Source organism: Leeia speluncae (assembly GCF_020564625.1).
Taxonomy (GTDB): domain Bacteria; phylum Pseudomonadota; class Gammaproteobacteria; order Burkholderiales; family Leeiaceae; genus Leeia; species Leeia speluncae.
In genome coordinates this window covers 65,925-90,507 of record NZ_JAJBZT010000005.1, presented here as the reverse complement: position 1 = coordinate 90,507, position 24,583 = coordinate 65,925, and the positions used below count along the sequence as shown (strand labels likewise).

Genomic DNA, 24,583 nt, shown 5'->3' with positions numbered 1-24,583 from the left:
TTATCCTTTCGGTTCTTTACCCTCTGGCGGCTCAATCACTTCAGCGTAACCACATTCTTTCTGTGGGCACACTTTTTCCGTACCGCGACGTTTCGTGGTTTTAATCGTCAATACAGGCCAGTTACACTGCGGGCAGCTTTCTGCTATTGGCGGATTCCACGTTGCGTATTTACACGCAGGGTAAGTGTTGCAGCTATAGAACAATTTGCCGTAGCGGCTCTTACGTTCAATCAACGTGCCTTTGTTACATTCAGGGCAAGTTACCCCGGTGTCTTTTGGCTTCTCTAATGGTTCGATATGCTTACACGTTGGATAGTTCTTACAACCCAAGAATTTTCCATACTGCCCCGACTTGAGTACAAGTGGGCCTCCGCATTTCGGACACTCTCTGCCCTCTACTTCCACCGGATCTTCTGGCACTTCATTTGGGTCAGCATTCAAGCTTCTGGTGTAGTCACACTCTGGGTACGCAGAACAGCCAACAAATCTGCCGCGCTTACCAAAACGAATCGAGAGTTGTTTGCCACATTTCGGACAATTTTCGTCCAATGCCTCATGCGTTACTTCCGCACGAGTCAGGTTTTTCTTTTCTTCAACCTGTTTGTGGAAACCCTTCCAGAATTCCTGCATTACAGGAACCCAGTCGCGGTCACCATTCGAAATTTCATCGAGTTTGTCTTCTAACTTCGCGGTGAAGTTATAGTCCACATACTGTGTGAAATGTTCGGTGAGAAATTTATTCACCACTTCACCGGTATCAGTAGGGGTGAGGCGCTTTTTATCAACCAATACGTATTCACGATCTTTTAGCGTCGTGATAATGCTTGGGTAAGTCGATGGGCGGCCAATACCAAACTCTTCAAGCGCTTTAATCAAGCTCGCTTCAGTAAAGCGTGGAGGTGGTTGGGTAAAGTGCTGATCCCCATATAGTTTGTCGATTGGCAGTTGATCACCTTGTTCTAGCGGTGGCAACTTTGCATTGTCTTCGTCTTCTGCGTCATCTTCATCTTCTAGGTACACAGACATAAAGCCTGCAAATGCTAGAATCTGACCAGATGCGCGGAATAAATTACCTGCACCTACTTCAATATCAACGCTGGTGACATCAAATTTAGCAGGTGCCATCTGGCTGGAAATGGTACGTTTCCAGATCATTTCATACAGTTTGAACTGGTCTGGAGATAAGAACCCTTTTACCGCTTCAGGAGTTCGGAAAACGGAAGTTGGTCGAATTGCCTCGTGCGCCTCTTGCGCATTTTTTGCTTTACTCTTGTACTGTACCGGTGCTTTCGGCAAGCTCTCTGCGTCAAAATTCTTACCAATATAATGGCGAATTTCCTCAACCGCTTCGTTCGATAGCGTGACCGAGTCCGTACGCATATAGGTAATCAAACCAACTGGCCCTTGACCAATGTCGATACCTTCGTAAAGTTGCTGTGCGGCACGCGTCGTTCTATCGGCTGTTAGGCCTAATTTACGACCCGCTTCTTGAAGCATGGTAGATGTTGTAAATGGCGCGGCAGGAGAGCGGCTTTTGCGCTTTTTCTCTACTTGCGTAACAACAGCTGACTGGTTAGCTAGTTTTGCCAGTACTTCTTCATTAATTGCCGCACTATTAATATCAAACTGATCAAGCTTCTTACCTGCTAGTTGAAATAGCTTGGCGGAAAACTTGGTACGACCTTTGTGGCTATCTAGATGAACAGACCAATATTCTTGGCTTTCAAATGCACGAATCTCATTCTCACGTTCGCAAATCAGGCGAAGCGCAGGGCTCTGAACACGACCGGCAGACAGACCTTGGCGAATCTTTCTCCACAGTAATGGAGAAAGGTTAAAACCCACTAGGTAATCTAGCGCAGATCGGGCTTGCTGTGCATTGACTAGATCAAACGCAATATCTCGCGGATGCGCTACTGCATCTTTAATCGCCGTCTGGGTAATCTCGTGGAAAACCACGCGTTTAATCTGTTTGTTAACCGTAAGACGTTTGCCTTTTAAGATTTCTAGGATGTGCCAAGAAATCGCTTCCCCTTCGCGGTCCGGGTCAGTTGCCAGAAAAATGTTATCAGCCTCTTTGACCGCCTTTGCAATGGCGTCAACGTGCTTGCTATTTTTGGCAATGACTTGGTATTTCATCGCGAAGTCATTATCAACATCTACGGAGCCATCTTTGCGTACCAATCCACGCACATGGCCGTAAGATGCCAATACTTCAAACTCATTACCAAGATATTTCTTGATGGTCTTCGCCTTTGCCGGCGATTCTACAATCAGCAGATTAGCTGCCATGTTTATCCGTCGTCTTTCGATCTAGCCGCACTTGATGTGGCCCTCATGATGAGCCACTTTCCCTAATTTGTGCACGTGCTTTGAGCACGCTCTTTTTTTCAGTGTAACGGTATTACATAAATTTTCACAATGCCCTTATCGCGGCAGCGCACAAAAAATGTCTCTGAAAGGCTATTTTCGCCGCCGATAGCGACCACCAGGCAAGCTTTCGACCCAACCTTCTAGCTCAAGTTGCAATAAAAGAGGCATTAATTCTGCAATCGGTAGCTGACTTTTTAAGCTAAGCCCATCTAAGTCTACCGGGTCAAACGTTAGTCCCTCAGGGAAGCTTGGTTGCGTTAGCGAGTCTGGCGAAGTGAAGGTTTTTGCTGCGGGGCGAAGATCAATAGCTAGTTCTGACAAAATGTCATTGACGTCGTCGACTAATTTCGCACCTGACTTAATTAAATAGTGGCAACCTTTACTTTGCGGCGCATGAATCGACCCCGGAATCGCAAAGACATCTCTACCCTGTTCGAGTGCTTCTTTGGCGGTAATGAGTGATCCACTGCCCAGTGTGGCTTCTACCACCAAACAGCCTTTTGATAGTCCGGCGATAATTCGGTTTCGCTGTGGAAAGTGGCCTGCAAGCGGTTGGCTGCCTAAAGGGTACTCAGAAACAATCGCGCCGTTAGCAGCGATGCGATGTGCTAACTCTCTATTTTGTGCCGGATACACCCGGTCTAAACCGGTACCTACAACCGCCACAGTACTACCACGGCCTAACAAACCACCTTCGTGTGCGGCGGTATCAATGCCTGCAGCTAGCCCACTAATCACCGTTACCTTTTGCTGAGATAACGCCTCTGAAAAATGCCTTGCATTATCAATTCCAGAAGAGGTCGCGTGGCGGCTACCGACAATACCAATTGCCGTTTGGTTGAGCAAAGCGCGGTTGCCCTTGATAAATAATAGCGGTGGCGGAGCAGGGCTTTCGAGAAGTAGGGGCGGGTAGTCTGCATCTGCTAACGTCATGAGTGAATTATTGGGTTCACTCAGCCATGCCAGATGCGCATCCACCTTGTCCGTGCCTTGCCGTTCTACAATTGCTTTTGCAACTTTTTTGGGAACAACAGCTGATAGGGTTGATTCGGTTTGATCGACTGCAATAGCAGGGTCTTTAAAGGCTTTCAATAGTGCCAATAAATACGCCGGACCTAGGCCCGGCGTCAGCGTTAATCGAAGCCATGCTTCTTGTTCTGTCATGGTGCGCCTAAAATATCACCATCTTTAATTGGGCGAGAAGACTCCATGACTAAAGCGTATGAAATCTTTTCAAACGTTTTAAAGACCATCAAGGTACCCGCTTCTTCAGGAAGGGTTAGCAAATCAGGTTCTTTTTTGTCTTCTTTCAGGATTTTTCTTCCCGCATTGAAGACCTTCATCACGTGACCAACTTCCATGCCTGAAGACGTACCTTTATTGATAACGACCATATAGTACTGTGCACCTTCTGCCATGTCCGCATAGGTTTTTACTACGCGGGCACTGAAGCCTGGCTCAACAGGATGAGGAACATAGTTACGTAGTTCGGCTTGCGGTGCAGGGGTTAAGCGATCGCTCTGGCTAACTTCTCGTTCTGCTTTCACAATCGTTAATTTGCTAACTTCACCAGGAACATCTAAGCGTGCATCAGCGGCATAGATGGCTTCAAAACCCAAGTCGCTATCTTCTGCATCTTCGTCTGGGTTTTCCATCTCTTTACCTTGGCGGTAAATTTGCCAGATAGAGCCCTCTTTTGCATTTGCAAGGCCTGTTGCATAAATGTAATCAAATTGACCATAGCTTAAACGACCTTCTGCACCACCTGCGACGCGAGGAGAGTCTTTTAGTTCGTCTTCTTCAATTACCTTCGGTTGGGTCAGGAATGGGTCGATGACAGACGATGGAATCGCAGGGATTGCATCTTTATCCATGCCCTCAACCCGTACTTGCGGGCTAAGCTTAACAATGCCACCACTCATTTTTGCCCCGCGTGACCGAGACAAGCGAGGTTTCCCATTCACAAAATCTAGCGTGATTAAATCGCCTGGGTAAATCCAGTGTGGATTTTTAATATCACTTTTGTTGAGGTTCCATAATTCAGGCCAGCGCCAAGGCTGTTTAAGAAACTTGCCTGAAATCGCCCATAGCGTGTCGCCCTTTTTGACTGTGTAAGTCTGAGGGTAGCCATTTTTCAATGTCAGATCATCGGCATGAACACCGGCAATACTGACTGACATGAACAAAGAAACAAGTAACTTCCGCATGGGGTGCCCCGAAAAACGGTTTAAAATGGATTGCCTATTTTGTATGTGACTGCAGCAACTGTACAATAGCAGAAATCAAAATTTATCTAATTATGTCAGATAAATAGCATAATACTGCATGCATTTTGCGCCTTAGGCAACATTTGCCCAAGCTTAAATGCCTTAAATGGACAAAAAACATGGCCTTACTGAATATTCTTCACTATCCAGATGAACGTTTACATACCGTGGCAGCACCTGTCAAAGAGGTAAACGATGAGATCCGAAAAATTATTGATGACATGTTAGAGACGATGTACGAAGCCAATGGGATTGGCTTAGCTGCAACGCAAGTCAACATTCATCAGCGCATTGTGGTGATTGATGTGAGTGAAGATCACTCTGCCCCCATGGTGTTTATCAACCCGAAACTGACGGCGAAAACCGGTGAGCGGGTATATGAAGAAGGCTGCCTTTCGGTGCCCGGAATCTACGATAAAGTCACTAGGGCTGACACAGTAAAAGTGGAAGCATTAGATAAAAACGGTAAAACCTTTCATATCGATGCGGACGAAATTTTGTCGATTTGCATTCAACATGAAATCGATCACTTAGACGGCAAAGTGTTTGTCGAACATTTATCTCGTCTAAAGCAGGATCGCATCTTAAAGAAACTGAAGAAACAGCAGCAAAAAAATCTGTAATCGCTTGCTACTAACTCATTTAGATATTGATTGAAGTGTGAATCTACTATGCGAATTATTTTTGCAGGAACCCCTGTCTTTGCTGAAGTCGCCTTAAAAGCCTTGATTGATGCGGGACATGAAATTGTATTGGTTTTGACACAACCAGACCGACCTGCAGGTCGTGGCATGAAGCTAACGCCTAGTCCAGTAAAAGTGTGTGCATTAGCACATCAGATTGACGTATGGCAGCCATTGTCTCTAAAAGACGAAACCATCCAGCAGCAACTGGCCGCGCTAAATGCTGATGTGATGGTGGTTGCGGCGTATGGCTTAATTTTGCCGCAACTGGTGTTAGATATTCCTAAACATGGTTGCTTGAATATTCACGCTTCTCTATTGCCAAGATGGCGCGGTGCTGCGCCTATTCACCGCGCGATTGAGTCAGGCGATGCAGCGACTGGTATCACCATCATGCAAATGGAAGCTGGGCTAGATACTGGCCCAATGCTGTCTATTTATGAAACAGCCATCACAGATCAAGACACAACCGCACTGCTGCATGATCGTTTGGCTGAAATTGGTGGCAAAGCGATTGTGGAAACGCTGCCGAAATGGGTGAATGGTGAGATTCATCCAACTGTTCAGCCTGCTGAGGGGGTAACCTATGCTGCTAAAATTGATAAAGCAGAAGCGCTAATAGATTGGTCGCACGATGCTTCGGTGTTAGCCCGGAAAATTCGTGCATTAAACCCCGCACCTGGGGCTGCAACGAAGCTAGCGGGTGAATTATTAAAAATTTGGTTGGCCGAACCCACTGAAATGGCGCTTGCAGCTGGCCGTGTTCAACTAGATGGCAATGATGTATTCGTGGGGTGCGGTAAGGGTGCGTTACGGCTAGTAGAGGTGCAAAAGGCCGGTAGTAAGCGAGCGCCAGCGGCAGCCTTAGTGGCTGGTCAACAGTTGGTGAATGGTCTTCAATTAGGTGATTGAATTTTTTTCACTTAACCCAATCTAACCAGTGTGCCGCCGTTGCGGTTTATGGAGTAACAAACATGATTGGAAATTGGTTCAAGACGACATTACTGATGGCAGCTATCACCGCCTTATTCGGTGTCATTGGACTGTCACTCGGTGGAGCAACTGGTCTCATCATTGCTTTACTATTTGCGGGTGGGATGAACTTCTGGGCCTATTGGTTTTCAGACCAAGCGGTATTGCGGATGTACAATGCGCGCGAAGTTGACGCACATTCAGCCCCTCAGTTTTATGGAATGGTTGCCGAACTTGCGCAACGCGCAGGCTTGCCAATGCCTAGGGTGTACATCATTGACGAAGCGCAGCCTAATGCATTTGCAACCGGTCGAAACCCTGCGAATGCTGCCGTCGCAGCAACAACCGGTATTATGCGTTTGTTGTCTGAGCGCGAATTGCGCGGGGTAATGGCACATGAACTAGCGCACGTGAAGCATAGAGACACCTTAATTTCTACATTAAGCGCATCAGTCGCAGGTGCTATCAGCGCGATTGCTAACTTTGCCATGTTCTTCACCGGCGGTTCTCGTGATGACGAGCGCAGTGTAAATCCGATTGTAGCGATTCTGATTATGATTTTTGCGCCGCTAGCAGCAACGCTAATTCAAATGGCGATTTCACGTGCAAGAGAGTACGAGGCAGATCGCGGTGGTGCAGAAATTAGCGGTGACCCAGTCGCATTAGCTAATGCATTACAAAAAATTGAGCATTATGCGCAAGGTTATCAGATGCCGGCTGCAGAACAACACCCGGAAACTGCGCAGATGATGATTATCAATCCATTGTCGGGTAGCGGCATTACGGGCTTATTTAGAACTCACCCAGAGACCAGTGAGCGCGTTTCTCGCTTGATGCAGATGGCCGGGCGGTATTAAGTATTCGTGTTAACACACATAAAAAAAGGAACCCACTGTGGTTCCTTTTTTTATGCCTGAAGCGGTTGTACTTAGTTACGCGTTACTCTGCTTTCGCCATTACCACTGAGTACATTGACGCGATCCCCTGGGCGAATATCGTCATTACCTTCTTGTACTACCGCAATGGTACGACCATTGTCTAGTAAAATGGTAATTTCTAGCCCGTTTGATTGGGTGGTGTTTTTCTCGATCGAGTTTCCTACAATCCCACCCAGAATCGATCCCACTACACCGCCGACAATTCGGCCGTCACCGCCGCCAACATGGCTGCCAGCAATCCCACCAACCACTGCACCTCCAAACGTACCGACACCAGAGTTGGTGCCTTCTAGTTTTACTTGGCGCACACTTTTTACAACACCCGTCTCCACCGTTTGAATGCTTCTTGCACTATTGCGGCTATACACATCGCCCGATTTGCTGGTGGTACAACCGGTTAGCAAAAGGCTGCTTGCTAGCATTGCGCTCATTAAAATAGAGAGAGGGCTTACGTGTTTCATGGGGGGGCTCCTGCTAATGTGTACCAAAAGCCAGCCAAACTGCATAGGACCAAACCGCTATCGCCACAATGAGTGTCATCAAAACGGCGGCACTGCCTAAATCTTTGGCTAGTTTTGCTAAATCATGTCGGTCGGGTGAGGCTAAGTCGACCACCGCTTCTACGGCAGAGTTAAGTAACTCAACCACTAACACTGCTAGTGTCGAAGCTAATAAAGCCAGTTTAACGGGAATACCGACTGGTAACCAGATACCTAAAGGTAAAAGAATTATAAGTGCGATAATTTCTTGGCGAATGGCTGCTTCACGCTGCCAGCCGGCTTTTAAACCATCAACAGAATAACCAAATGCATGAATTAATCGGGTAAGGCCGGTTTTTCCGGGTTTCATGAAATCACCACGTCGTATTGTTCTTGCCCATATTGCGTTTCTACTTGCAGACGAATTGGCTTACCAATAAAGTCGGCCAATTGTGCCAAGCTTTGAGACTCTTCATCCAAAAAGAGTTCAATCACCGCTTGGGACGCAAGCACACGATACTCTTTTGCATTGTATTGTCGTGCTTCTCTCACTACTTCACGCAAAATCTCGTAACAGATGGTTTGGGCCGTTTTAATTTGACCTCTGCCTTGGCAGGTTGGGCAGGGCTCACAAAGAATGTGTGCGAGGCTTTCACGCGTCCGTTTACGTGTTAATTCAACTAAGCCTAGGTTAGTAAACCCATTAATTGTGACACGCGTACGATCCCTAGACATCGCTTTGGTCAGTTCCCCCAGCACGGTTTCACGGTGCTCTTCGCTTTCCATATCGATAAAGTCAATTAAGATCATGCCACCTAAGTTTCTTAGACGTAATTGGCGGGCAATCGCTAGCGTGGCTTCCAAGTTTGTCTTGAAGATAGTGTCATCAAAATTGCGTGTGCCAACAAAACCACCGGTGTTGACGTCAATCGTCGTCATTGCCTCGGTTTGGTCGATGATGAGGTAACCGCCAAACTTCAGGTTGACGCGTCGAGACAACGCTCTTTCAATTTCCGCTTCAACGCCATAAGTTTCGAAAACAGGTCTTTCCCCTGCATAGTGGCTGATTCTTTCCAACACGCCGGTGACAAACTGCTCGGCAAAGTCTTGCATCTTTACAAAAGTCTCGCGCGAGTCGACGCGGATAACTTTGGTTTCTGGGTTCACAAAATCACGTAATACCCGTAATGGCATAGAAAGATCTTGGAACAATAAGGTTTTGCTGGCAGATTTTCGGGAAGATTCTTGGATGCTTTCCCAGATCTTTTGCAGATAAGTAATATCTGATTTTAATTCTTCATCGGTCGCAGTTTCTGCGCTCGTACGTAAAATATAACCATGCTGATTATTGCTTGGTAGCAAATTGGTGAGGCGTTCTTTTAGGTGCTCTCGTTCACTATCGTTGCCAATGCGCTGAGAGATGCCAATATGATGCTCTTGCGGCAACAAGACTAGGTAACGACCCGCTAATGAAATTTGCGTCGAGAGTCTTGCCCCTTTTGTACCAATGGGGTCTTTAATCACTTGGACAAGCACCGTTTGTCCTTCGTGAAGTAGCTTTTCAATCCGAAGGTCAGGGTCTGGGTGGTGGCGTTGTTCAAATAGATCAGCAATATGAAGAAAAGCGGCTCTTTCTAAGCCAATCTCGATGAATGCAGATTGCATGCCTGGCAGGACTCGTCGAACTTGTCCTAGATAAATGTTACCGACTAAACCACGTTGCGCTTCGCGTTCAATATGTAATTCTTGGACGATGCCATCTTCCATGACTGCGACGCGCGTTTCCTGCGGCGTAACGTTGATCAGAATTTCCTGGTTCATAAGATTGGATACCCAAATTGCGCTAGTAATTGACCGGTTTCAAATAAGGGTAAGCCCATCACCCCTGTATAACTGCCTTCTAAGTGAGAAACAAATAGTGCGGCTAAGCCTTGAATGCCATAGCCTCCCGCTTTATCAAACGGTTCCCCACTTTCAATATACTGCCGTATTTCTGTTTCAGATAAATGCCTGAAATAAACGGATGTCACTACATTTTCGACGACAGTTTGTTTGCCATTTGTAACGGCAACTGCTGTCATGACTTCATGAGACTGGCCGCTATAATTGCTCAGCATGGCCATTGCATCCGCCGCATCGATGGGTTTGCCTAGAATATTGCCATTGGCAACGACACTCGTGTCTGCTGCAAGTAACAAACTATGATTCTCCCCGGTGACATTTCGCATGCGCCAGCCTGCTTCTGCTTTTTCTTTCGCCATGCGAATCACGTAGTCTGCCGCACTTTCAGACTCGAAAGGCGTTTCATCAATATCGGGTGCAAATGCGGTGAAAGGTACGCCAATTTGAGTAAGCAACTCACGTCGTCTTGGGCTGTTAGATGCAAGAAAAATGGCGGGTTTTGAACTCATGAAGATAGGATTCTGTTGGTCAAAACCTTGAGTCTGCATGAGAATGCCTATTGAAGGCAATAGAAGCGACTCAATGAAAAAGGAAAAGAAGTTCGCCGATAAGCCGGGTTCTGTAATTCAATGCATCTTACGACACATTAAACTGACAATCATTCCTCTAGGCCTGTCATTGCTAACAGGCTCAAGCAACCTACCCGCAGACTCGGGGGGCCCCTTCAACGCCTGCCTATTTGGTCTTGCTCCGGATGGGGTTTACCCTGCCAGTACATGTTGCCACGACTGCGGTGCGCTCTTACCGCACCTTTTCACCCTTACCTGATCCTCTTTCGAGGCCATCGGCGGTTCAGCTCTCTGTTGCACTTTCCGTCGTCTTTCAACGCCCGGCCGTTAGCCGGCATCCTGCCCTACGGAGCCCGGACTTTCCTCCCCCAATGTAAACATTGGCAGCGATTGTCTGGCGAACTTCTATATTAATTTTAGCACGAAGTAGGGGGCCAAGTCTTTGCAATTTGTTATTAAGAATTGGTGGTGTGACTGTGCTAGACTGAATCATGAGTCACCTCTATTTATGTTTTACACAAAGGTTTTGCTGTGAGTAGAGATACCCCTGATGAGCAAGTTGAAGCTAATTTGCTGAATGACCCCGATCTTGAGGCATCGTTTGATGAGTTAGGGAGACCATCGACATCGCCGGTAGACGCACCTGTTCAAAACGCCCCTGCAAAACCCTCTGCGGTGGAAGAGCGACGCGTCGCTCAACGTAAAATGTATGTGACAAGGGTGCTGGTGCTGCAACAGAATGGACGTCTCTTTGAAGGGAAGTCCATCGATATTTCAGAGTCTGGATTATCTGTAATCGCACCATTTAACCTAGTCGCAAACGAGTATTGCCGGATGAGGCTAGAACTGATCGGTGTGAAAACAAGAGAGATGTTAGAAGTGGACGCAAAAATTGTTTACAGCGTCTATCAGTCAACAAAAGGCTTTAAAGTGGGCATGCAATTTAATAACTTGCCGGATGCCCAGAAAAATTTAATTCGACAGTTTATCAATACCTTGTCTAAATAAAAAATGGCCGGCAATTTGCCAGCCATTTCTATCATCACCACATTTGATTTATTTCAATTTCCAGTGGACTTGCTCACCCGCTCTTAGCGGGATTAGTGCATCGTTACCGTATGGCAAACTATCTGGAATCGTCCAGCTTTCTTTCACTAGAGTGATCGTTTCGGTATTTCTTGGTAGCTGGTAAAAGTCTGGACCGTTGAAGCTCGCGAAGGCTTCTAGTTTGTCTAACGCATTGGCCGCCTCAAATGCTTCTGCATATAGCTCAATTGCCGAAAGTGCGGTGTACATACCCGCACAGCCACAACTTGCTTCTTTTGTATGTTGGGCATGTGGTGCGCTATCTGTACCCAAGAAGAACTTCTCGCTACCTGAAGTAGCTGCTTCTACTAAGGCGACACGATGTTTTTCACGTTTCAGCACAGGTAAGCAGTAGTGGTGTGGGCGAATGCCGCCAGTAAAGATTGCATTGCGGTTCATTAACAAATGGTGAGCAGTGATGGTGGCGGCAATATTGGCAGGCGCTTCCATCACGAATTCTGCTGCGTCAGCTGTGGTGATGTGTTCAAACACCACTTTTAGCTTAGGATATTTTGATAGTAGCGGCACCATCACGCGGTCGATAAATACTCGCTCACGGTCAAAAATATCAATGTGGCTATCCGTTACTTCACCATGAACCAATAGCGGCATACCTGTTTCTTGTAAAGCAGCTAATGCATCCTCACATTTTGCCAATAAATCTGTTACACCCGCGTCCGAGTTGGTGGTCGCACCTGCTGGGTATAATTTCACGGCTTTCACAATACCGCTTGCTTTTGCTTTACGAATTTCATCCCCAGTCGTGTTATCGGTTAGGTACAACACCATGAGCGGATCAAATGTCATTCCTGCGGGCACTGCCGCCAAAATGCGCTCGCGGTAAGCGATTGCCGCCTCGGTGTTGGTGACTGGCGGTTTTAAGTTCGGCATAATGATTGCACGAGCAAACTGAGCTGCTGTATGAGGTAATACCGCTTTTAAGGCTTCGCCATCACGAACGTGTAAATGCCAATCATCCGGGCGAGCAATAACGAGTTCCATTGTTGATCCTTGTGACTAATAAGTTGGCGAAAAGGTTATAGACCTAAGCGCTTATTGAGGTTGGCAATACGGCTCGCATCCCCAATTAAAATAAGAGTGTCTAATGCGATAAGCTGAGTCTGTGCGGGCGGATTAAATTGATGCGCTCCGCCTGAGGCCGGTAAAATGGCGACTAATGACACGTCTGGCTCATGCAATATATGCAAATCGGCAAGCGTCTTTCCAATCACCGGAGAGCCAGATGGAATCTGTAGTTCCTCGACCCTAATCGTTTGGTTCGACATGCCAAGCATCATGTCGAGAAATGTTACCACAGATGGACGTACCATTTCAGAGACCATCCTTAGTCCCCCAATGATGTTCGGCATCACCACGCTATCTGCGCCCACTTGTTTTAATTTCTTTAAAGAGCTTTCTTCTACGGCTTTCGCAATGATGCGAATGTTAGGGTTTAGGCCTCTGGCGGTTAGCACCACAAACAAATTGTCCGCATCATGGTGAAGGGTGGTGATTAAACCGGTTGCTCTTTCTACGCCCGCAGAAATCAACACGCTTTCGTCCGTTGCATCACCTTGCAAACAAAGAATCTGCGGGGAATCGATTTTCTCTAGGCGAGCAGGATCGTTGTCTATGACCACGAATTTTTGTTTGGTTTTTTTCAACTCATCAATGGCGTATTTTCCGGTTTGGCTATTTCCACAAATAATAATGTGCTGATTTAGTTCGGAAATTGCGCGTTCGATGGTCATTTTTTTTAGTGCCTTTCTAATATCACCTTCTAACAGGGAAGTAATAAAGCCTGTAATGCTATACACCATGACGCCCGATCCAAAGAGGATGAGCAGCATGGTGTAGAGGCGTCCTGAGTCACCTAGTGGGTGCGTTTCACCATAGCCAATAGTGGCTAAAGTGATGATGGTCATGTAAAGGCTATCAAAAAAAGACCAGCCTTCAAGCAACATATAACCAAATGTGCCCAATAAGACCAAACTAACTAATAAGCCATTAAACCAAAGAATTTTCCGATAAATCGGATGCTTCCACATTGCCAGAAAACGGTCTCGCTTTTTGGCCAGATAACTCGGCTTTTCCTTTGTTTGCGATTTAGGGGTATCCACTGTGTCTCTATTTGAGAATTGGCAAAATTAAAGAATTTTTACATTCTGCCGATATTTTAATCAGGGCAGGCCGTGTGCATTTGTATTTTAGCGGTTGTAGAAATGCTTAAACATCTTATTTATCTAGAAATAGGCTTGCTGACAAGTAAATAACCGCCTTTTTTGTATTTTCCTGATTCTTTTACAAGTCGGGAGGGCTATATGAAAATTCATGTCATTGAACAAACCTATCAAATTCAAACAAGCACCCGGCAGGTAAAGCCGATTGTCTCTAGTTCTACCGACACCACTGATTTGGTGGTTGATTCTGATCGCGATCAAACCGGACAAGAAAAAGACCCCGATGGTCGCCGATATCGCGAACGTCGGCAACGGCAGGAAAAAATAGCCAAAGAAAGACGATCTGGATTTGATCGTCGTAGCGGTCGCTACTACGCGACCTTCCTGATAAAAGTGTAAACCCTCTTTTAACCCCGTTTTGCTTGTGGCATCATGGCGCTGGCTTTCTGTGCATGCGTACGGAATAAATTTTAGGGCAATTCTTTATTTTGATTTATTTAGACGAATGATGATGACCAATAAAAAACCAGCTGGAATCCTAGTGAGTAGTGTGTTGTTAATTTGTGCGACAACAGCTTTTGCTGGTCCTGCTGAAGATGAAGTAAGACATGCACAACTCTGGCACGAAATGAAGTTAAACGAAGCCAGTGCGACACAAGAGCAGTTAGAAGATGCCGAAGATGATTTGCAAAAAGCAAAAAAACGCCTGCAAGATGCACAAAAATCATTTGACGAAGCGACCCAAAAACGAGATTTAGCACTCAAGAAAAATCAGGATGCGCAAGCTGCGATTAAAGCAGCGGATAGTCGTTTAGATAAGGCATGGTCCGTCATGGATCAACAGAAAAAATCGGTTGGAAACTAAGCAACTGTGCTTGCTGTTTTTACCCGCTTTATTATTTTACTCGCTGGTTTATTTGGCTTTGTGGTGATTTATAGCCATTTGTTCAAACCGGAGTGGAAAGTAAAAATCAGAGCCCAAGTGAATAGAATCGCTTGGGCATTTGTTCTTCTCAGTGTTGTTTATATTCTGACGCATTTGCATCTAACGAGTTTGTAAACTGCGAATGACTCATTCGCAATTTACTTTGCTTAGCGATGCGCCTGCTAAAGACTTGGCTAGGGTGCGTAATTGCGTGCTTTTTGCTTCGTCTAGTTTTCTAAAATTCATGCTCCACACGCGGCTAATCGGCTCTCTTGGTCTCACAATGGCACTCTTCACCCCTTGCGCTTGTAGGCTGGTCAATTGTTTTTCAGCTGCTTCTTTGCTAGAAAAGATACCTAATGAAATGGCATTTTGCCATTTACTGCCATCTTGAATGATGAAGTAGTCTGTCACTTCAAAGGCTTTTAACTGATCCGCTTTCTTTTGTGCCAACTCTGCAGATCCTTGAGGTGGAATGTATACCCAATATTTACTGGCGGTTTCAACTGCTACGGGACGTAGAGGGGTAATTTTTGCTGTTCTTAAATTTTGACGAAATGCATTCCAGTCTGGGTCATTTAGGTTCGTCAATGTAAAACATGCGACTTCTTTGCTGGCGGTTTCTGCGACGACTGGCGAGGTAGGCGTTGGTGCACTCGCAGGTTGTTCTATTGGTGCACTAGCAGGCACTTCAACTGATGCGGGTTCTTCTTTGGACGCAGGAATCTCGGACTCTGCAATCACCCTTACCTGTGATGCGTGAAGTTCGGTTGATGTAGGGTTCTTCGCTTCAGGCTTTCTGCCAAATTGATACCAACCAAATAATCCCAGGTTTGCTAATAAAGCAAAAACAAATAGTTTTTTCATTCTTTGCCCATAGAAGAATAAGCATGTTGTGAGATGACTGCCAAGCCATCTAAAACAAGGTGTTCTACGATTGTAACTGGTAATGATAAATGCGGGGCAATGATATTGGCATCACCGCCAGATAGCATGCACATTCCTGGTGGAATGCCATCATTTAGCATCTGATGGGCGATTTGCATAATGGCGCCGGCAATGGCTTGTACGGCGCCAGTGTAAAGCGCGTTGCCCGTATTGCTTGGGTAGTTTGCAAAACCACCTTCTTGTAATGGTAGCCCCGCCGTGCCTTTGGCCAAACTTTGGCGCATGAGATGCAAGCCCGGCACAATGAAGCCACCTCTAAATGCGCCTGACTCATCTAACGCATCAATCGTCACCGCTGTACCCGCATTTACCACCACTACATTTCCCTCATGCGCAGAACGCGCAGCAATGAGTGATAACCAACGATCTGCACCTAGTTTATTGGGGAAATCATAGCGATTAATGACACTGGCTCTTGCCGTTTCACTCACGACCCACTCGATCGTGTGATGAGAGGATTGATTGATCTTCTCTTGGAAATGCGAGGTCGATACATTGCTACCTTTGATCAAGGTGGCCTGATCTAAAATAGGTCGATATTTGTTGAGCCAATCAGCGAGTTCATCGTGTTCAATGAGCCCTTTTTTATGCCACACCCCCACGGCTAAATCGTACATGCCCCACTTGATACGGGTATTGCCAATATCAAATAGCAAGGCGTAAGGGGATTGAATCTTCACGATGCTCTCCGTAGAGAAACATCTCCCGCATGAACAATTTCTTCGCCGTGTGGCGTCCGTAAAACAAGGGCGCCATCCGCATTCACGCCGGTGACGATACCTTGCAAAATCGTCGTGGTATTTTGCATGATAGAAACGGGTTGGTTTTGCCAAGCATGCAAAGATTCCCATTCAGACTGAAACGCCGCAAACCCCTTTTCTGTAAATACCTTGAGCACCGAATGTAATTCATCTAACAAAATCGCCAAAATGGCATTACGAGACGGTGGGTGGGAGAAGTGTTCAGATAGGTCCGTCACCGACTGGGCAATTTCTTCTCTTTGTTCTGCGGTCAGGTGAACATTAATGCCAATGCCAATAATGGTTTGAATGGGGCCTAGCGCATCCCCCTGCGTTTCAATTAGCATGCCGGCCAATTTTTTATTATGGATTAAGATATCGTTTGGCCATTTTAGCTGGGCGCTAGTTAGTCCGACGCGATGCAAGGCGCGTGCGATTGCAACGCCAGTCGCTAAGCTAAGTCCAGACAGTCGGGCAATGCCAAAAGGGAAATCCCAACGCAGGCTAAACGTTAAGCTGCCCCCAATGCTACTTGTCCACTGACGTCCTCTGCGCCCTCTCCCTTGGGTCTGACATTCCGCGAGCAGGCAACTACCATGCTCAAAATCATCAGGATGCTGCAGCATCCAAGTATTGGTTGAGTCGATGACCGGTAACACGGTGACGCTGCCGGTTTCTTGTCTTAGCGATTGTATTTGCGAGGCATCCAGCCAATCAATGGATGTCGCTAACCGATACCCTTTACCGTGGATTCGTTGGATGTCTACACCAAAGGTTTTTGCCTGTTGCAACGTTAGGGAAATATTCGCCCGGCTGATTTGAAACATTTCAGCTAAATCCTCCCCTGAAACAAACTGGGTTGCATTTAGTTTCTTGAGGATGTCTAAAAGTAGGGGTTTAGGGCTGCTATTCATCTGGCTACTGTGTGGCTGGTGGATTGGGTCATGATTCAACTGTTGTCGGCAGTTACGGAGTGCTCATTGGTTGCAATCATTTTATCGAGTAACTCGGCAACGGCGCCTTCGATCACCATGGATCGACCTGTGGAGGTAGACATTAATGCAAGGGTGACCTCTGCTCGGATTACTTCTTTTCCGCTATCTTTAAATACCATCTGCTGAGCAACAGAAATATGCCGGCGATTATAAGCGCTTACTTGGGTGAGAAGTACGAGTTCATCGTGCATAGACGCTGCACGTCGATAATCAATATTGATATTCACAACGACGTAGGCTTCTCCTGCCTGATCTAACTGACGTAGATCGACAAACTCTTGAAATAAAGACCAACGGCCTTCTTCCATGAACTCAAGGTAGCGAGCATTGTTGACATGGCCATAACCATCTAAATGGTAACCACGGATTGTAATGGGCAATTTATGCATAGAAAGAAAGGCTTACTTCTTTGTGGTTTTCTTTGGGGCCGCTTTTTCGCTCGTTAATGCGCTTAAGAGTTTATCGACCTTCTTGGCGTCCGTTTCGCCGTTGAAGTTAACGATTGTCAACTTGCCAATGCCTTTTTTTAGATCATCTCTAAAATCAAACACCGCGCCAAGAATCGTTAGCTCCTTTTTTTTTACTTCCTCAGAAAAGACATTTTTCGCGGCTTTAACCTGATTATGAACATTAAACACTACGTTTTGAGTGATGTCGTTCTTTTTATCGATCGTCAGCGAGTTAAGCTCTTTTTTGATTGCGTTTGATTCCGAAGAGTAATCACCCATCGCCGCTTTTACTGCCCCGCACGCAGAGTGGCCAACGAAAATCAGCAACGGTGTTTTTAAATGATGGACGCCATATTCAATGGAGCCTTGATTGCTAAAAAACTGATTACCAATATTTCTGACCGTGAATAAGTCACCTTCCGGTGTTTGGTCAAACGCGGTACTTTGTACGCGCGAATCGGCACAGGTAACCACGGTGGCTCGTGGATACTGACCTTCTTTGATGGGGTCAAAGAAACTAGCTGGGTGAGACTTCATGTAACTGGTATTGTCATTAACAAGGTTTTTGACAATTGCTTTGAGTTGCTCTTCTTCAGAAAGCTCCGTTTTGCCTTGCGCAGGCGCCACTAGCGTCATGATTTTGGGCGCTGCGGAGGCTGGCTTTTCTGCGGTTGTTTTTGGCTTTGCCACGACAGGCGGTTTGGTTGCTGGTTTGGCAGGTGCTTTTTTCGGTGTGGCAGGTTTGGCTGGTGCTGTACTTGGTTCTTTTACTGGAGTCGGCGGACTAATTTTACACGCGACATTAAAGCGTTTTTCGTCCACAGAGCCTGGCACAATGGGCTGCGCCTTATCATCGCCATTTTGGCGCTTAATTTCCTGATCCGCTAAATCATAATAGACACTGAGTAGCGGAGTTTGTGTTCGTTTGTCACAAGCGTATTGCATCTGAATCGCGAGTGTTTTAAAGAAAAAGTCGCCAGGATCTGCTTGTTTAGGTCTGCTATAACGCTCTCTTGTCCAAACCTTGGCGACCATCCCTTTGGTTTCTTGGGTGGCCTCATCTAGATAAAGCGTCATTTCATTATTGCTATAAATGGCTTTCCAAGCCGCATTGGCAGAAAAGCTCGTAAATAGTAACGATGCAAGAATGAATCGGCGCAGCATAAAAAACCTCAAGACAACGGTGATGGCGTGGTTTATGTAATGACGCTTAGTGCTTTACTGCCGCCATGGCAACACCAAACCCCATAAATACACCACCTGTCACTCTGTTAAATAACTTAATAATCGGTGCTTTTTGCAAGTGTACGGCCACTTTGCGACCACTTGCTGCATACACAAAATACCAAGCCACTTCTACCACTGCAAATGTGGTTAACAATATGGAAAACTGCCCGAGTGCAGGGTGATGTGTATCAATAAACTGTGGGAAAAAGGCTGCCGCAAAGACAAGTGCTTTTGGATTACTTGAAGCAATCAGAAAACCTTGTTTGAATAAGGCACTTTTGCTGCGCTTACTTGGCGTAAATTGGGTGCTAGCTTCTGTTGATCCATCTGCTGGAACCGGTGAACGCCAGCATTTGTATCCAAGCCAGGCAAGGTAAGCCGCGCCTATCCAGCGAAGCGTATCAAATACGACTGGCCACGCTTCTAGTAATGCGCCTAAGCCGGCGGCAGAGATGCTGAGCATTATCAGTAGGGCGGTCATGCAACCTAGCATCGTCGCCATTGAGTCTTTGAAACCATGGCGAACACTGTGTGTCATGACTAAAAGCATGTTGGGGCCGGGGGTTGCTGAAATGACAAAGGTTGTCATGAGAAAAAGCCACCAAGTTTCTACCTTCATTTGTCATCTCCTGATCTATACCTCTTTATCATACGACATTCTTTATCAGAATGCGTGTTCTGGCCGGATAAAACGATAGAGAAGTCGACGTAATGATTTAAATTAAGCCTTTTAAGGTGAGTTCTCTTTTTAGGTAGGCATAGAAAATCGGCGCAGCAATCACGCCTTGTAAACCAAAGATCGCTTCCATGACGAGCATGGCGAGCAAGATTTCCCAAGAGGCCGCATGAATGCGATGGCCAATGATTTTAGCGTTAAGGAAGTATTCAAGCTTATGAATAATGACCAAATATGCTAGTGAGGCAATTGCAATTTGAGGCGAATGACTCATGCTCACAACGACAATAATGGTGTTGGAGGCGAGGTTGCCAAGCACAGGGATTAAACCCAATAAGAAGGTCAGAATGACCATGGTTTTCACCAACGGTAATTCAATACCAAACAGCGGAAGTAATACCGCTAAATACACCGCTGTGAGTGTTGCGTTTACCGCCGCAATTTTAATCTGGGCAAATACCACATTCCTAAATGAACTCGAAAAGCGTTGTAAGTGTTCAAGAATGAGGCTGCCCAATGGTCCAAGTGGCTTTGGTCTCACCATATCTTGCAATGCGATCAACGCGCCAATAATCATGCCGACCAGTACTTGAACAAGCACCACGCCAATTTCTTTGCCGATGAGTTGCAATTCATCTGCGTGCTCTCTTAGCCAGTTAGTGATGGTGCTTTTTAGTTCGTTAATATCAACGGGGATGTAACCATACAAAAACTCAGGGATAAAGGTTCTCGATTCCGAAATAATCGAGGCCATTTTCTGGAGAAGATGGGAGACATTGCCGCTGCCACCTTTGATGACGAGAATAAAACCAAATCCAAAGAGCGCCAAAATCGTGATGATAGCGGTTGCGATCATGGCAACAACGAGTAATTTGGCTTTCCCTGTTTCTAAGGTCCCTCGCCAAAATCTTGGTGCGAGCATGGCAACTAGCTCATGTACTAACAAACCGCCAAGTAATGCGGGTAACAACCTAAGTTTGACGACGAAAAATAAAATAACAATCGCAACTAAAAAGTCGATGGGGACAAGGGTTTTAGGTTTGTTTAACATGTATTTGACGTATTTCACTAAACATTAGCAGGCATAATAGCCTCAAAATCAAAGGTTTGTTATAAAAATCAATTGCCTAACTGCTTTTTCTTACCTATTTTGATAAATATGGGTAGTATGAGCGTTATACAAGACTTAGTGTCTTTAGAGTACGTGGATACGTGTGTTACTAGAGAGTTTCTGAATGGCTGTTAATGACCTGATGCCGCTACGCCGGCAAGACTTTGAAATTGGGAAAGTTTTGCAGTGGCCTGTATTTGATAGAGATCATAAGCTTCTCTTGAAAGAAGGGCAGTTGATTCAGTCTGAGCGTCAGTTAGAGACCTTGCTGAAACTGGGGATGTATCGAGACTCTCGTTGGAAGCCTGGACGGTTTGTTCGACCTGATGTCGTCGATGATGAAAAAACGCATGAGCCAGCAAAGCAAGATAAGTCTAGCTTTATTTCGATAGAGCAAATTCCTTTTAAACTAGGTGATACCTTACAGGTGCTACCTTCTGCTGATGATGCTAATCCTTACTACGTCAAACTATTTGGCCTATATGATAAAGGTAGCGTCATTATTTCGACTCCATCAGCTAATGGCAGCCTGGTTTTATTGCGAGAAGGGCAACCCTTTCGTATTCGCGCCTTTCTTGGGCGCGCGATTTACTCATTCGATACCTATGTAGTGAAAAGTGTACTGACACCATATCCTTATGTGCATCTCAAAATCCCTGAAAAAGCGCAGGTGATTAATGTACGTAGTGCTAGTCGCGTGAACGTAAATATTGTGGCTTCGTTTGAAATGCTCGATGAGGATTTTAATTCAAGCAAAAACGCGTGCTTGATTTCAGACATTAGCTTGCATGGTGCAAGATTAAATATGATGAAGAAAGTCTGCGAAATAGAGCAGCCGATTACGTTGGCTTTTCGTGTCAATGTGCTGGATACGGATCACTATATTTCGTTAGAGGCAACGGTAAAAAGTATCAATGTGAATGATGCCGAGAAACAACCGATTGCTTTAGGCGTGAAGTTTGGTGAAGTCCAGTTTATCGATAAGTTGGTGATTCAAAACTTCCTTAACCAAAAGCTACTTGCCGAACGGGCAGAGGCCTAGTTGTTTTCTTGGGGTGAAATCCTTCTTATTCCTGTGTAGAATCAGTCAAACTGCTTGGTAATTTAGCTAAGCAGTTTTTTGCCTTTTTAGGCATCCTAATTGTTAATCCTTCAATGCTACGGAAGCACTATGGACGTTCAACAGTATATGCAGCAACTCGGGCAAGCTGCCCGTAATGCCTCCCGTGTGATGGCACGGGCCGAGACCATGCAAAAAAATCGTGCGTTAATCGCGGTTGCCAAAGAAATTGAATTGGCTAAACCCGAACTGATTGCAGCGAACCAAGCAGATGTAGATGCCGCTCGGGCAAATGGGTTGGACCCCGCGATGGTGGATCGTCTGATTTTGTCAGAAAAAGCCATTGCAACCATGATTGAAGGCTTGCATCAGATTGTGACCTTGGCTGATCCAATTGGCGAAATTACCGATATGTCTTACCGCCCAAGCGGTATTCAAGTCGGCAAAATGCGTGTGCCACTTGGCGTGATTGGTATCATTTATGAAGCCCGTCCGAATGTGACCATCGACGCGGCTGCATTGTGCCTAAAGTCTGGTAACGCGACGATTCTGCGTGGTGGTTCGGAAGCGATCCGTGCGAACCAAGTGCTGGCGAATTGTATTCGTAAAGGCTTGGAAGCTGCAGGCTTACCTGGCGATGCGGTGCAAGTGGTGGAAACCACCGACCGTGCGGCAGTGGGTATGCTAATTACCATGCCGGAATACGTGGATGTGATTGTGCCTCGTGGCGGTAAGGGCTTAATTGAACGGATTAGCCGTGAAGCACGCGTGCCGGTGATTAAGCATCTTGACGGTATTTGCCATGTGTATATCGACGACGAAGCGGATATTGCTAAAGCATTGCCAATTGCTGATAACGCCAAAACACATCGTTACGGTACCTGCAATACAATGGAAACTTTGCTAGTTCACCGCAGCGTGGCTGATCAAGTATTGCCAAAGCTGGCTGAACTATATAACAGTAAATCAGTTGAGCTTCGTGGATGTGAATTGACGCTATCTGTCTTAACGACCATTAAAGCTGCGACAGAAGAAGATTGGGGAACCGAGTATTTAGCGCCAATCTTGTCTGTAAAAGTGGTTTCTGGGTTGGATGAGGCAATTGACCATATTAATCAATATGGTTCTCATCATACCGATAGCATCGTGACGGAAAACTATACCAAAGCTCGCCGCTTTTTAAGAGAGGTGGATTCTGCATCGGTGATGGTCAATGCCTCTACCCGCTTTGCTGATGGATTTGAATATGGACTAGGGGCGGAAATTGGTATCTCTACCGATAAAATCCATGCTCGCGGACCAGTTGGCTTAGATGGCTTAACCAGCCAAAAATATGTGGTGCTAGGAGACGGCCATATCCGCCAATAATGCCGCATGGTTGCCGGTAACAGGGGTCTTTGGTGGTACCTTTGACCCCATGCATCTGGCTCACCTTCGCATTGTTCGCGCCCTAAGAGATGAACTGCAATTACACGAAGCGGAAGATTGCATTCGGGTCATCCCTACGGGGTTTCCTCCCCATCGTGCGCAGGCGGTTGCGAGTAACGAGCAGCGCCTTGAGATGTGCCGGTTAACCATTGGTAACGAACCGGGGTTGTTGTTAGACGACCGTGAGCTAAGGCGAGATCGGTTTTGCTACACAGTGGAAACCTTAGCAGAGTTAAGAGGTGAGTTGGGAGCGTCTGCGCCCATTGTTTTCTTGATGGGTGCGGATTCGCTGACGCATTTTCATACATGGCATGATTGGCGACACATACTAGATTTAGCGCATTTAGCCGTTGCGGCAAGGCCAGGATCTGATTTAACCCATGGTTTAAATCCAACGGTTGCACACCTTTTATCAGAAAATGCAACAAGTCCTAGTCGACCAACGCTAAGTCACGGTAAAATATACGTTTTATCTACGCCGCCCGAAGATGTTTCTGCAACTGAGTTAAGATCTCGGTTACGATCAGAACAGGGAACAGAAGGCTTATTGGCTGAACCTGTGCGGCGTTTTATTTTAGATAACCGGCTATATCGATAGCCAGGCAGGAATGTTAGATGGAACTGGATGCGCTGAAAGCGGCGGTAATTGATGCACTTGAAGATATCAAGGCGAAAGATATTCAAGTGTTAGATGTCAGCAAATTAAGCCCTTTATGGGATGCATTGATTGTCGCGAGTGGTGATAGTAACCGTCAGGTGAAAGCACTTGCGAATAATGTCGCGGTAAAAATGAAAGAATTAGGCGTTGAAGTGCTAAGCACGGAAGGCGAAAAGTACGGTGAGTGGGTGTTGGTTGATTTAGGGAACGTGGTTGTGCATGTGATGCAACCCGCTGTTCGCCAATACTATAGCTTAGAGCAGTTGTGGGGCGGCCAGAAGCCGGTTTCTACACCACGCTAATGTGCGGATGAACAAAGAAAAAGCCGCTCAACTGAGCGGCTTTTTTGTCGTCTAAGTAAAGATAAATGTGTGATTGCGCTTTGCCAATCAAATGAGGAAAACATGGCAGATTTGCATGTAAGTTGGGATGAGTACCATCGTTTAACAGAACAGTTAGCTTTGAAAGTGTATACATCAGGCTGGCGCTTTAATCAGATTATTTGTATTGCAAGGGGTGGCTTACGCGTGGGGGATGTGTTGGCGCGTATTTTTAATACCCCATTGGCCGTGATGTTTACCTCGTCTTATCGTGAGTCAAACGGTAAAACGCAAAATCAATTAGTGATTTCTGAGCATATTACGATGGCGACCGACACCTTGGGCGATCGTATTTTGTTGTTAGATGATTTGGTGGACTCTGGTGTGACACTGCGCCGCGTGGTGGAAGAGTTAAAGCAACGTTACCCGCATATCAAAGAAGTGCGAACAGGGGTGATTTGGGAAAAGTCCTGCTCTGTGTTTAAACCAGACTACGTTGTCGATTTCTTGGAAGATAATCCTTGGATTCATCAACCAATGGAAAAGTATGACGAAATGTCTGCGGATGAATTGGTGCCATTGAAACGCATTTAATCA

At 46.0% G+C, this 24,583-nt stretch carries 28 protein-coding genes and 1 other RNA gene; 12 read left to right on the top strand and 17 right to left on the bottom strand.

Features of this window, described 5'->3' with window-relative positions; translation table 11 throughout:
- From topA to LIN78_RS10170, 3 genes are all read right to left on the bottom strand, one after another.
- A complete protein-coding gene (topA, locus tag LIN78_RS10180; protein ID WP_227180692.1) occupies positions 1 to 2,292 on the bottom strand; it encodes a type I DNA topoisomerase in 2,292 nt (763 codons plus the stop codon).
- Between the two features lie 171 nt (positions 2,293 to 2,463).
- Positions 2,464 to 3,537 carry a DNA-processing protein DprA gene (gene dprA, locus LIN78_RS10175; RefSeq protein ID WP_227180691.1) on the bottom strand — a complete coding sequence of 358 codons (1,074 nt, stop codon included), beginning with the start codon at positions 3,535 to 3,537 and terminating at the stop codon, positions 2,464 to 2,466.
- Entirely contained in the window at positions 3,534 to 4,580 is a 1,047-nt protein-coding gene (locus LIN78_RS10170; protein ID WP_227180690.1) for a LysM peptidoglycan-binding domain-containing protein, read from the bottom strand. The genes dprA and LIN78_RS10170 overlap by 4 nt, the downstream gene beginning before the upstream one ends.
- A 179-nt stretch (positions 4,581 to 4,759) precedes the next feature.
- Between LIN78_RS10170 and def the strand changes: the two genes are divergently transcribed.
- From def to htpX, 3 genes are all read left to right on the top strand, one after another.
- Entirely contained in the window at positions 4,760 to 5,263 is a 504-nt protein-coding gene (gene def, locus LIN78_RS10165) for a peptide deformylase (RefSeq protein ID WP_227180689.1), read from the top strand.
- Between the two features lie 48 nt (positions 5,264 to 5,311).
- Positions 5,312 to 6,235 carry a methionyl-tRNA formyltransferase gene (gene fmt, locus LIN78_RS10160; protein WP_227180688.1) on the top strand — a complete coding sequence of 308 codons (924 nt, stop codon included), beginning with the start codon at positions 5,312 to 5,314 and terminating at the stop codon, positions 6,233 to 6,235.
- 62 nt (positions 6,236 to 6,297) lie between these two features.
- Positions 6,298 to 7,152 carry a zinc metalloprotease HtpX gene (htpX, locus tag LIN78_RS10155; protein WP_227180687.1) on the top strand — a complete coding sequence of 285 codons (855 nt, stop codon included), beginning with the start codon at positions 6,298 to 6,300 and terminating at the stop codon, positions 7,150 to 7,152.
- 71 nt (positions 7,153 to 7,223) lie between these two features.
- Here the strand turns inward: htpX and LIN78_RS10150 are convergent, their stop codons facing one another.
- From LIN78_RS10150 to rnpB, 5 genes are all read right to left on the bottom strand, one after another.
- Positions 7,224 to 7,694, bottom strand: coding sequence for an outer membrane lipoprotein (locus LIN78_RS10150; RefSeq protein ID WP_227180686.1), 471 nt, complete (start codon positions 7,692 to 7,694; stop codon positions 7,224 to 7,226).
- Between the two features lie 13 nt (positions 7,695 to 7,707).
- Complete coding sequence (locus LIN78_RS10145) at positions 7,708 to 8,082, bottom strand: diacylglycerol kinase (RefSeq protein WP_227180685.1); 375 nt, start codon at positions 8,080 to 8,082, stop codon at positions 7,708 to 7,710.
- Complete coding sequence (gene rng, locus LIN78_RS10140; RefSeq protein ID WP_227180684.1) at positions 8,079 to 9,533, bottom strand: ribonuclease G; 1,455 nt, start codon at positions 9,531 to 9,533, stop codon at positions 8,079 to 8,081. Before rng ends, LIN78_RS10145 begins: the two co-directional genes overlap by 4 nt.
- Positions 9,530 to 10,123, bottom strand: a complete 594-nt coding sequence (locus LIN78_RS10135) for a Maf family protein (protein ID WP_227180683.1) — start codon at positions 10,121 to 10,123, stop codon at positions 9,530 to 9,532. The genes rng and LIN78_RS10135 overlap by 4 nt, the downstream gene beginning before the upstream one ends.
- An 83-nt stretch (positions 10,124 to 10,206) precedes the next feature.
- Positions 10,207 to 10,589, bottom strand: an RNA gene (rnpB, locus tag LIN78_RS10130) — RNase P RNA component class A.
- A 125-nt stretch (positions 10,590 to 10,714) separates the two neighbouring features.
- Between rnpB and LIN78_RS10125 the strand changes: the two genes are divergently transcribed.
- Positions 10,715 to 11,191, top strand: coding sequence for a PilZ domain-containing protein (locus tag LIN78_RS10125; protein WP_227180682.1), 477 nt, complete (start codon positions 10,715 to 10,717; stop codon positions 11,189 to 11,191).
- A 48-nt stretch (positions 11,192 to 11,239) separates the two neighbouring features.
- Here LIN78_RS10125 and pyrC read toward each other — a convergent pair whose 3' ends face one another.
- Positions 11,240 to 12,271, bottom strand: a complete 1,032-nt coding sequence (pyrC, locus tag LIN78_RS10120; RefSeq protein WP_227180681.1) for a dihydroorotase — start codon at positions 12,269 to 12,271, stop codon at positions 11,240 to 11,242.
- 35 nt (positions 12,272 to 12,306) lie between these two features.
- Positions 12,307 to 13,389, bottom strand: coding sequence for a potassium channel family protein (locus LIN78_RS10115; protein WP_227180680.1), 1,083 nt, complete (start codon positions 13,387 to 13,389; stop codon positions 12,307 to 12,309).
- A 201-nt stretch (positions 13,390 to 13,590) separates the two neighbouring features.
- Here LIN78_RS10115 and LIN78_RS10110 point away from each other — a divergent pair, with 201 nt between their 5' ends.
- The 3 genes from LIN78_RS10110 to LIN78_RS10100 all read left to right on the top strand — a co-directional run bounded on the left by LIN78_RS10110 (position 13,591) and on the right by LIN78_RS10100 (position 14,509).
- The gene (locus LIN78_RS10110) at positions 13,591 to 13,848 is read left to right on the top strand and encodes a hypothetical protein (protein WP_227180679.1); all 258 of its coding nucleotides are present in this window, start codon (positions 13,591 to 13,593) and stop codon (positions 13,846 to 13,848) included.
- Between the two features lie 142 nt (positions 13,849 to 13,990).
- Positions 13,991 to 14,314 carry a hypothetical protein gene (locus LIN78_RS10105; protein ID WP_227180678.1) on the top strand — a complete coding sequence of 108 codons (324 nt, stop codon included), beginning with the start codon at positions 13,991 to 13,993 and terminating at the stop codon, positions 14,312 to 14,314.
- Between the two features lie 6 nt (positions 14,315 to 14,320).
- Positions 14,321 to 14,509: a protein MIGRI gene (locus tag LIN78_RS10100; RefSeq protein WP_227180677.1), complete on the top strand. Its 189-nt coding sequence runs from the start codon at positions 14,321 to 14,323 to the stop codon at positions 14,507 to 14,509.
- A 12-nt stretch (positions 14,510 to 14,521) separates the two neighbouring features.
- Here the strand turns inward: LIN78_RS10100 and LIN78_RS10095 are convergent, their stop codons facing one another.
- From LIN78_RS10095 to LIN78_RS10065, 7 genes are all read right to left on the bottom strand, one after another.
- Complete coding sequence (locus LIN78_RS10095) at positions 14,522 to 15,241, bottom strand: SPOR domain-containing protein (protein ID WP_227180676.1); 720 nt, start codon at positions 15,239 to 15,241, stop codon at positions 14,522 to 14,524.
- On the bottom strand, positions 15,238 to 16,002 hold the full coding sequence (locus LIN78_RS10090) for a type III pantothenate kinase (RefSeq protein WP_227180675.1): 765 nt from the start codon (positions 16,000 to 16,002) through the stop codon (positions 15,238 to 15,240). The genes LIN78_RS10095 and LIN78_RS10090 overlap by 4 nt, the downstream gene beginning before the upstream one ends.
- A complete protein-coding gene (gene birA, locus LIN78_RS10085) occupies positions 15,999 to 16,976 on the bottom strand; it encodes a bifunctional biotin--[acetyl-CoA-carboxylase] ligase/biotin operon repressor BirA (protein WP_227180674.1) in 978 nt (325 codons plus the stop codon). Before birA ends, LIN78_RS10090 begins: the two co-directional genes overlap by 4 nt.
- A 35-nt stretch (positions 16,977 to 17,011) precedes the next feature.
- The gene (locus tag LIN78_RS10080; RefSeq protein ID WP_227180673.1) at positions 17,012 to 17,446 is read right to left on the bottom strand and encodes an acyl-CoA thioesterase; all 435 of its coding nucleotides are present in this window, start codon (positions 17,444 to 17,446) and stop codon (positions 17,012 to 17,014) included.
- Positions 17,447 to 17,458: 12 nt separating this feature from the next.
- Positions 17,459 to 18,670: a surface-adhesin E family protein gene (locus tag LIN78_RS10075; RefSeq protein WP_227180672.1), complete on the bottom strand. Its 1,212-nt coding sequence runs from the start codon at positions 18,668 to 18,670 to the stop codon at positions 17,459 to 17,461.
- 46 nt (positions 18,671 to 18,716) lie between these two features.
- Positions 18,717 to 19,352, bottom strand: a complete 636-nt coding sequence (locus LIN78_RS10070) for a LysE family translocator (protein WP_227180671.1) — start codon at positions 19,350 to 19,352, stop codon at positions 18,717 to 18,719.
- 97 nt (positions 19,353 to 19,449) lie between these two features.
- Positions 19,450 to 20,460 carry an AI-2E family transporter gene (locus LIN78_RS10065; protein ID WP_227180670.1) on the bottom strand — a complete coding sequence of 337 codons (1,011 nt, stop codon included), beginning with the start codon at positions 20,458 to 20,460 and terminating at the stop codon, positions 19,450 to 19,452.
- 184 nt (positions 20,461 to 20,644) lie between these two features.
- Here LIN78_RS10065 and LIN78_RS10060 point away from each other — a divergent pair, with 184 nt between their 5' ends.
- The 5 genes from LIN78_RS10060 to LIN78_RS10040 all read left to right on the top strand — a co-directional run bounded on the left by LIN78_RS10060 (position 20,645) and on the right by LIN78_RS10040 (position 24,580).
- Positions 20,645 to 21,562, top strand: a complete 918-nt coding sequence (locus tag LIN78_RS10060) for a flagellar brake protein (RefSeq protein ID WP_227180669.1) — start codon at positions 20,645 to 20,647, stop codon at positions 21,560 to 21,562.
- 129 nt (positions 21,563 to 21,691) lie between these two features.
- The gene (locus LIN78_RS10055) at positions 21,692 to 22,948 is read left to right on the top strand and encodes a glutamate-5-semialdehyde dehydrogenase (protein WP_227180668.1); all 1,257 of its coding nucleotides are present in this window, start codon (positions 21,692 to 21,694) and stop codon (positions 22,946 to 22,948) included.
- Between the two features lie 10 nt (positions 22,949 to 22,958).
- Entirely contained in the window at positions 22,959 to 23,606 is a 648-nt protein-coding gene (gene nadD, locus LIN78_RS10050; protein ID WP_227180667.1) for a nicotinate-nucleotide adenylyltransferase, read from the top strand.
- A gap of 17 nt (positions 23,607 to 23,623) precedes the next feature.
- Positions 23,624 to 23,968: a ribosome silencing factor gene (gene rsfS, locus LIN78_RS10045; protein WP_227180666.1), complete on the top strand. Its 345-nt coding sequence runs from the start codon at positions 23,624 to 23,626 to the stop codon at positions 23,966 to 23,968.
- A 102-nt stretch (positions 23,969 to 24,070) separates the two neighbouring features.
- The gene (locus LIN78_RS10040; protein WP_227180665.1) at positions 24,071 to 24,580 is read left to right on the top strand and encodes a phosphoribosyltransferase; all 510 of its coding nucleotides are present in this window, start codon (positions 24,071 to 24,073) and stop codon (positions 24,578 to 24,580) included.
- Positions 24,581 to 24,583: the final 3 nt, after the last annotated feature.

What these genes read in the sequence shown, in the direction of transcription:
- LIN78_RS10170 (WP_227180690.1), bottom strand. Translation starts at nt 4,580, where the DNA reads ATGCGGAAGTTACTTGTTTCTTTGTTCATGTCAGTCAGTATTGCCGGT.
- birA (WP_227180674.1), bottom strand. Translation starts at nt 16,976, where the DNA reads ATGAATAGCAGCCCTAAACCCCTACTTTTAGACATCCTCAAGAAACTA.
- fmt (WP_227180688.1), top strand. Translation starts at nt 5,312, where the DNA reads ATGCGAATTATTTTTGCAGGAACCCCTGTCTTTGCTGAAGTCGCCTTA.
- LIN78_RS10110 (WP_227180679.1), top strand. Translation starts at nt 13,591, where the DNA reads ATGAAAATTCATGTCATTGAACAAACCTATCAAATTCAAACAAGCACC.
- LIN78_RS10150 (WP_227180686.1), bottom strand. Translation starts at nt 7,694, where the DNA reads ATGAAACACGTAAGCCCTCTCTCTATTTTAATGAGCGCAATGCTAGCA.
- rng (WP_227180684.1), bottom strand. Translation starts at nt 9,533, where the DNA reads ATGAACCAGGAAATTCTGATCAACGTTACGCCGCAGGAAACGCGCGTC.
- LIN78_RS10060 (WP_227180669.1), top strand. Translation starts at nt 20,645, where the DNA reads ATGGCTGTTAATGACCTGATGCCGCTACGCCGGCAAGACTTTGAAATT.
- LIN78_RS10070 (WP_227180671.1), bottom strand. Translation starts at nt 19,352, where the DNA reads ATGAAGGTAGAAACTTGGTGGCTTTTTCTCATGACAACCTTTGTCATT.
- def (WP_227180689.1), top strand. Translation starts at nt 4,760, where the DNA reads ATGGCCTTACTGAATATTCTTCACTATCCAGATGAACGTTTACATACC.
- LIN78_RS10145 (WP_227180685.1), bottom strand. Translation starts at nt 8,082, where the DNA reads ATGAAACCCGGAAAAACCGGCCTTACCCGATTAATTCATGCATTTGGT.
- dprA (WP_227180691.1), bottom strand. Translation starts at nt 3,537, where the DNA reads ATGACAGAACAAGAAGCATGGCTTCGATTAACGCTGACGCCGGGCCTA.
- rsfS (WP_227180666.1), top strand. Translation starts at nt 23,624, where the DNA reads ATGGAACTGGATGCGCTGAAAGCGGCGGTAATTGATGCACTTGAAGAT.
- topA (WP_227180692.1), bottom strand. Translation starts at nt 2,292, where the DNA reads ATGGCAGCTAATCTGCTGATTGTAGAATCGCCGGCAAAGGCGAAGACC.
- LIN78_RS10135 (WP_227180683.1), bottom strand. Translation starts at nt 10,123, where the DNA reads ATGAGTTCAAAACCCGCCATTTTTCTTGCATCTAACAGCCCAAGACGA.
- pyrC (WP_227180681.1), bottom strand. Translation starts at nt 12,271, where the DNA reads ATGGAACTCGTTATTGCTCGCCCGGATGATTGGCATTTACACGTTCGT.
- LIN78_RS10065 (WP_227180670.1), bottom strand. Translation starts at nt 20,460, where the DNA reads ATGTTAAACAAACCTAAAACCCTTGTCCCCATCGACTTTTTAGTTGCG.
- LIN78_RS10080 (WP_227180673.1), bottom strand. Translation starts at nt 17,446, where the DNA reads ATGCATAAATTGCCCATTACAATCCGTGGTTACCATTTAGATGGTTAT.
- htpX (WP_227180687.1), top strand. Translation starts at nt 6,298, where the DNA reads ATGATTGGAAATTGGTTCAAGACGACATTACTGATGGCAGCTATCACC.
- LIN78_RS10040 (WP_227180665.1), top strand. Translation starts at nt 24,071, where the DNA reads ATGGCAGATTTGCATGTAAGTTGGGATGAGTACCATCGTTTAACAGAA.
- LIN78_RS10095 (WP_227180676.1), bottom strand. Translation starts at nt 15,241, where the DNA reads ATGAAAAAACTATTTGTTTTTGCTTTATTAGCAAACCTGGGATTATTT.
- LIN78_RS10075 (WP_227180672.1), bottom strand. Translation starts at nt 18,670, where the DNA reads ATGCTGCGCCGATTCATTCTTGCATCGTTACTATTTACGAGCTTTTCT.
- LIN78_RS10055 (WP_227180668.1), top strand. Translation starts at nt 21,692, where the DNA reads ATGGACGTTCAACAGTATATGCAGCAACTCGGGCAAGCTGCCCGTAAT.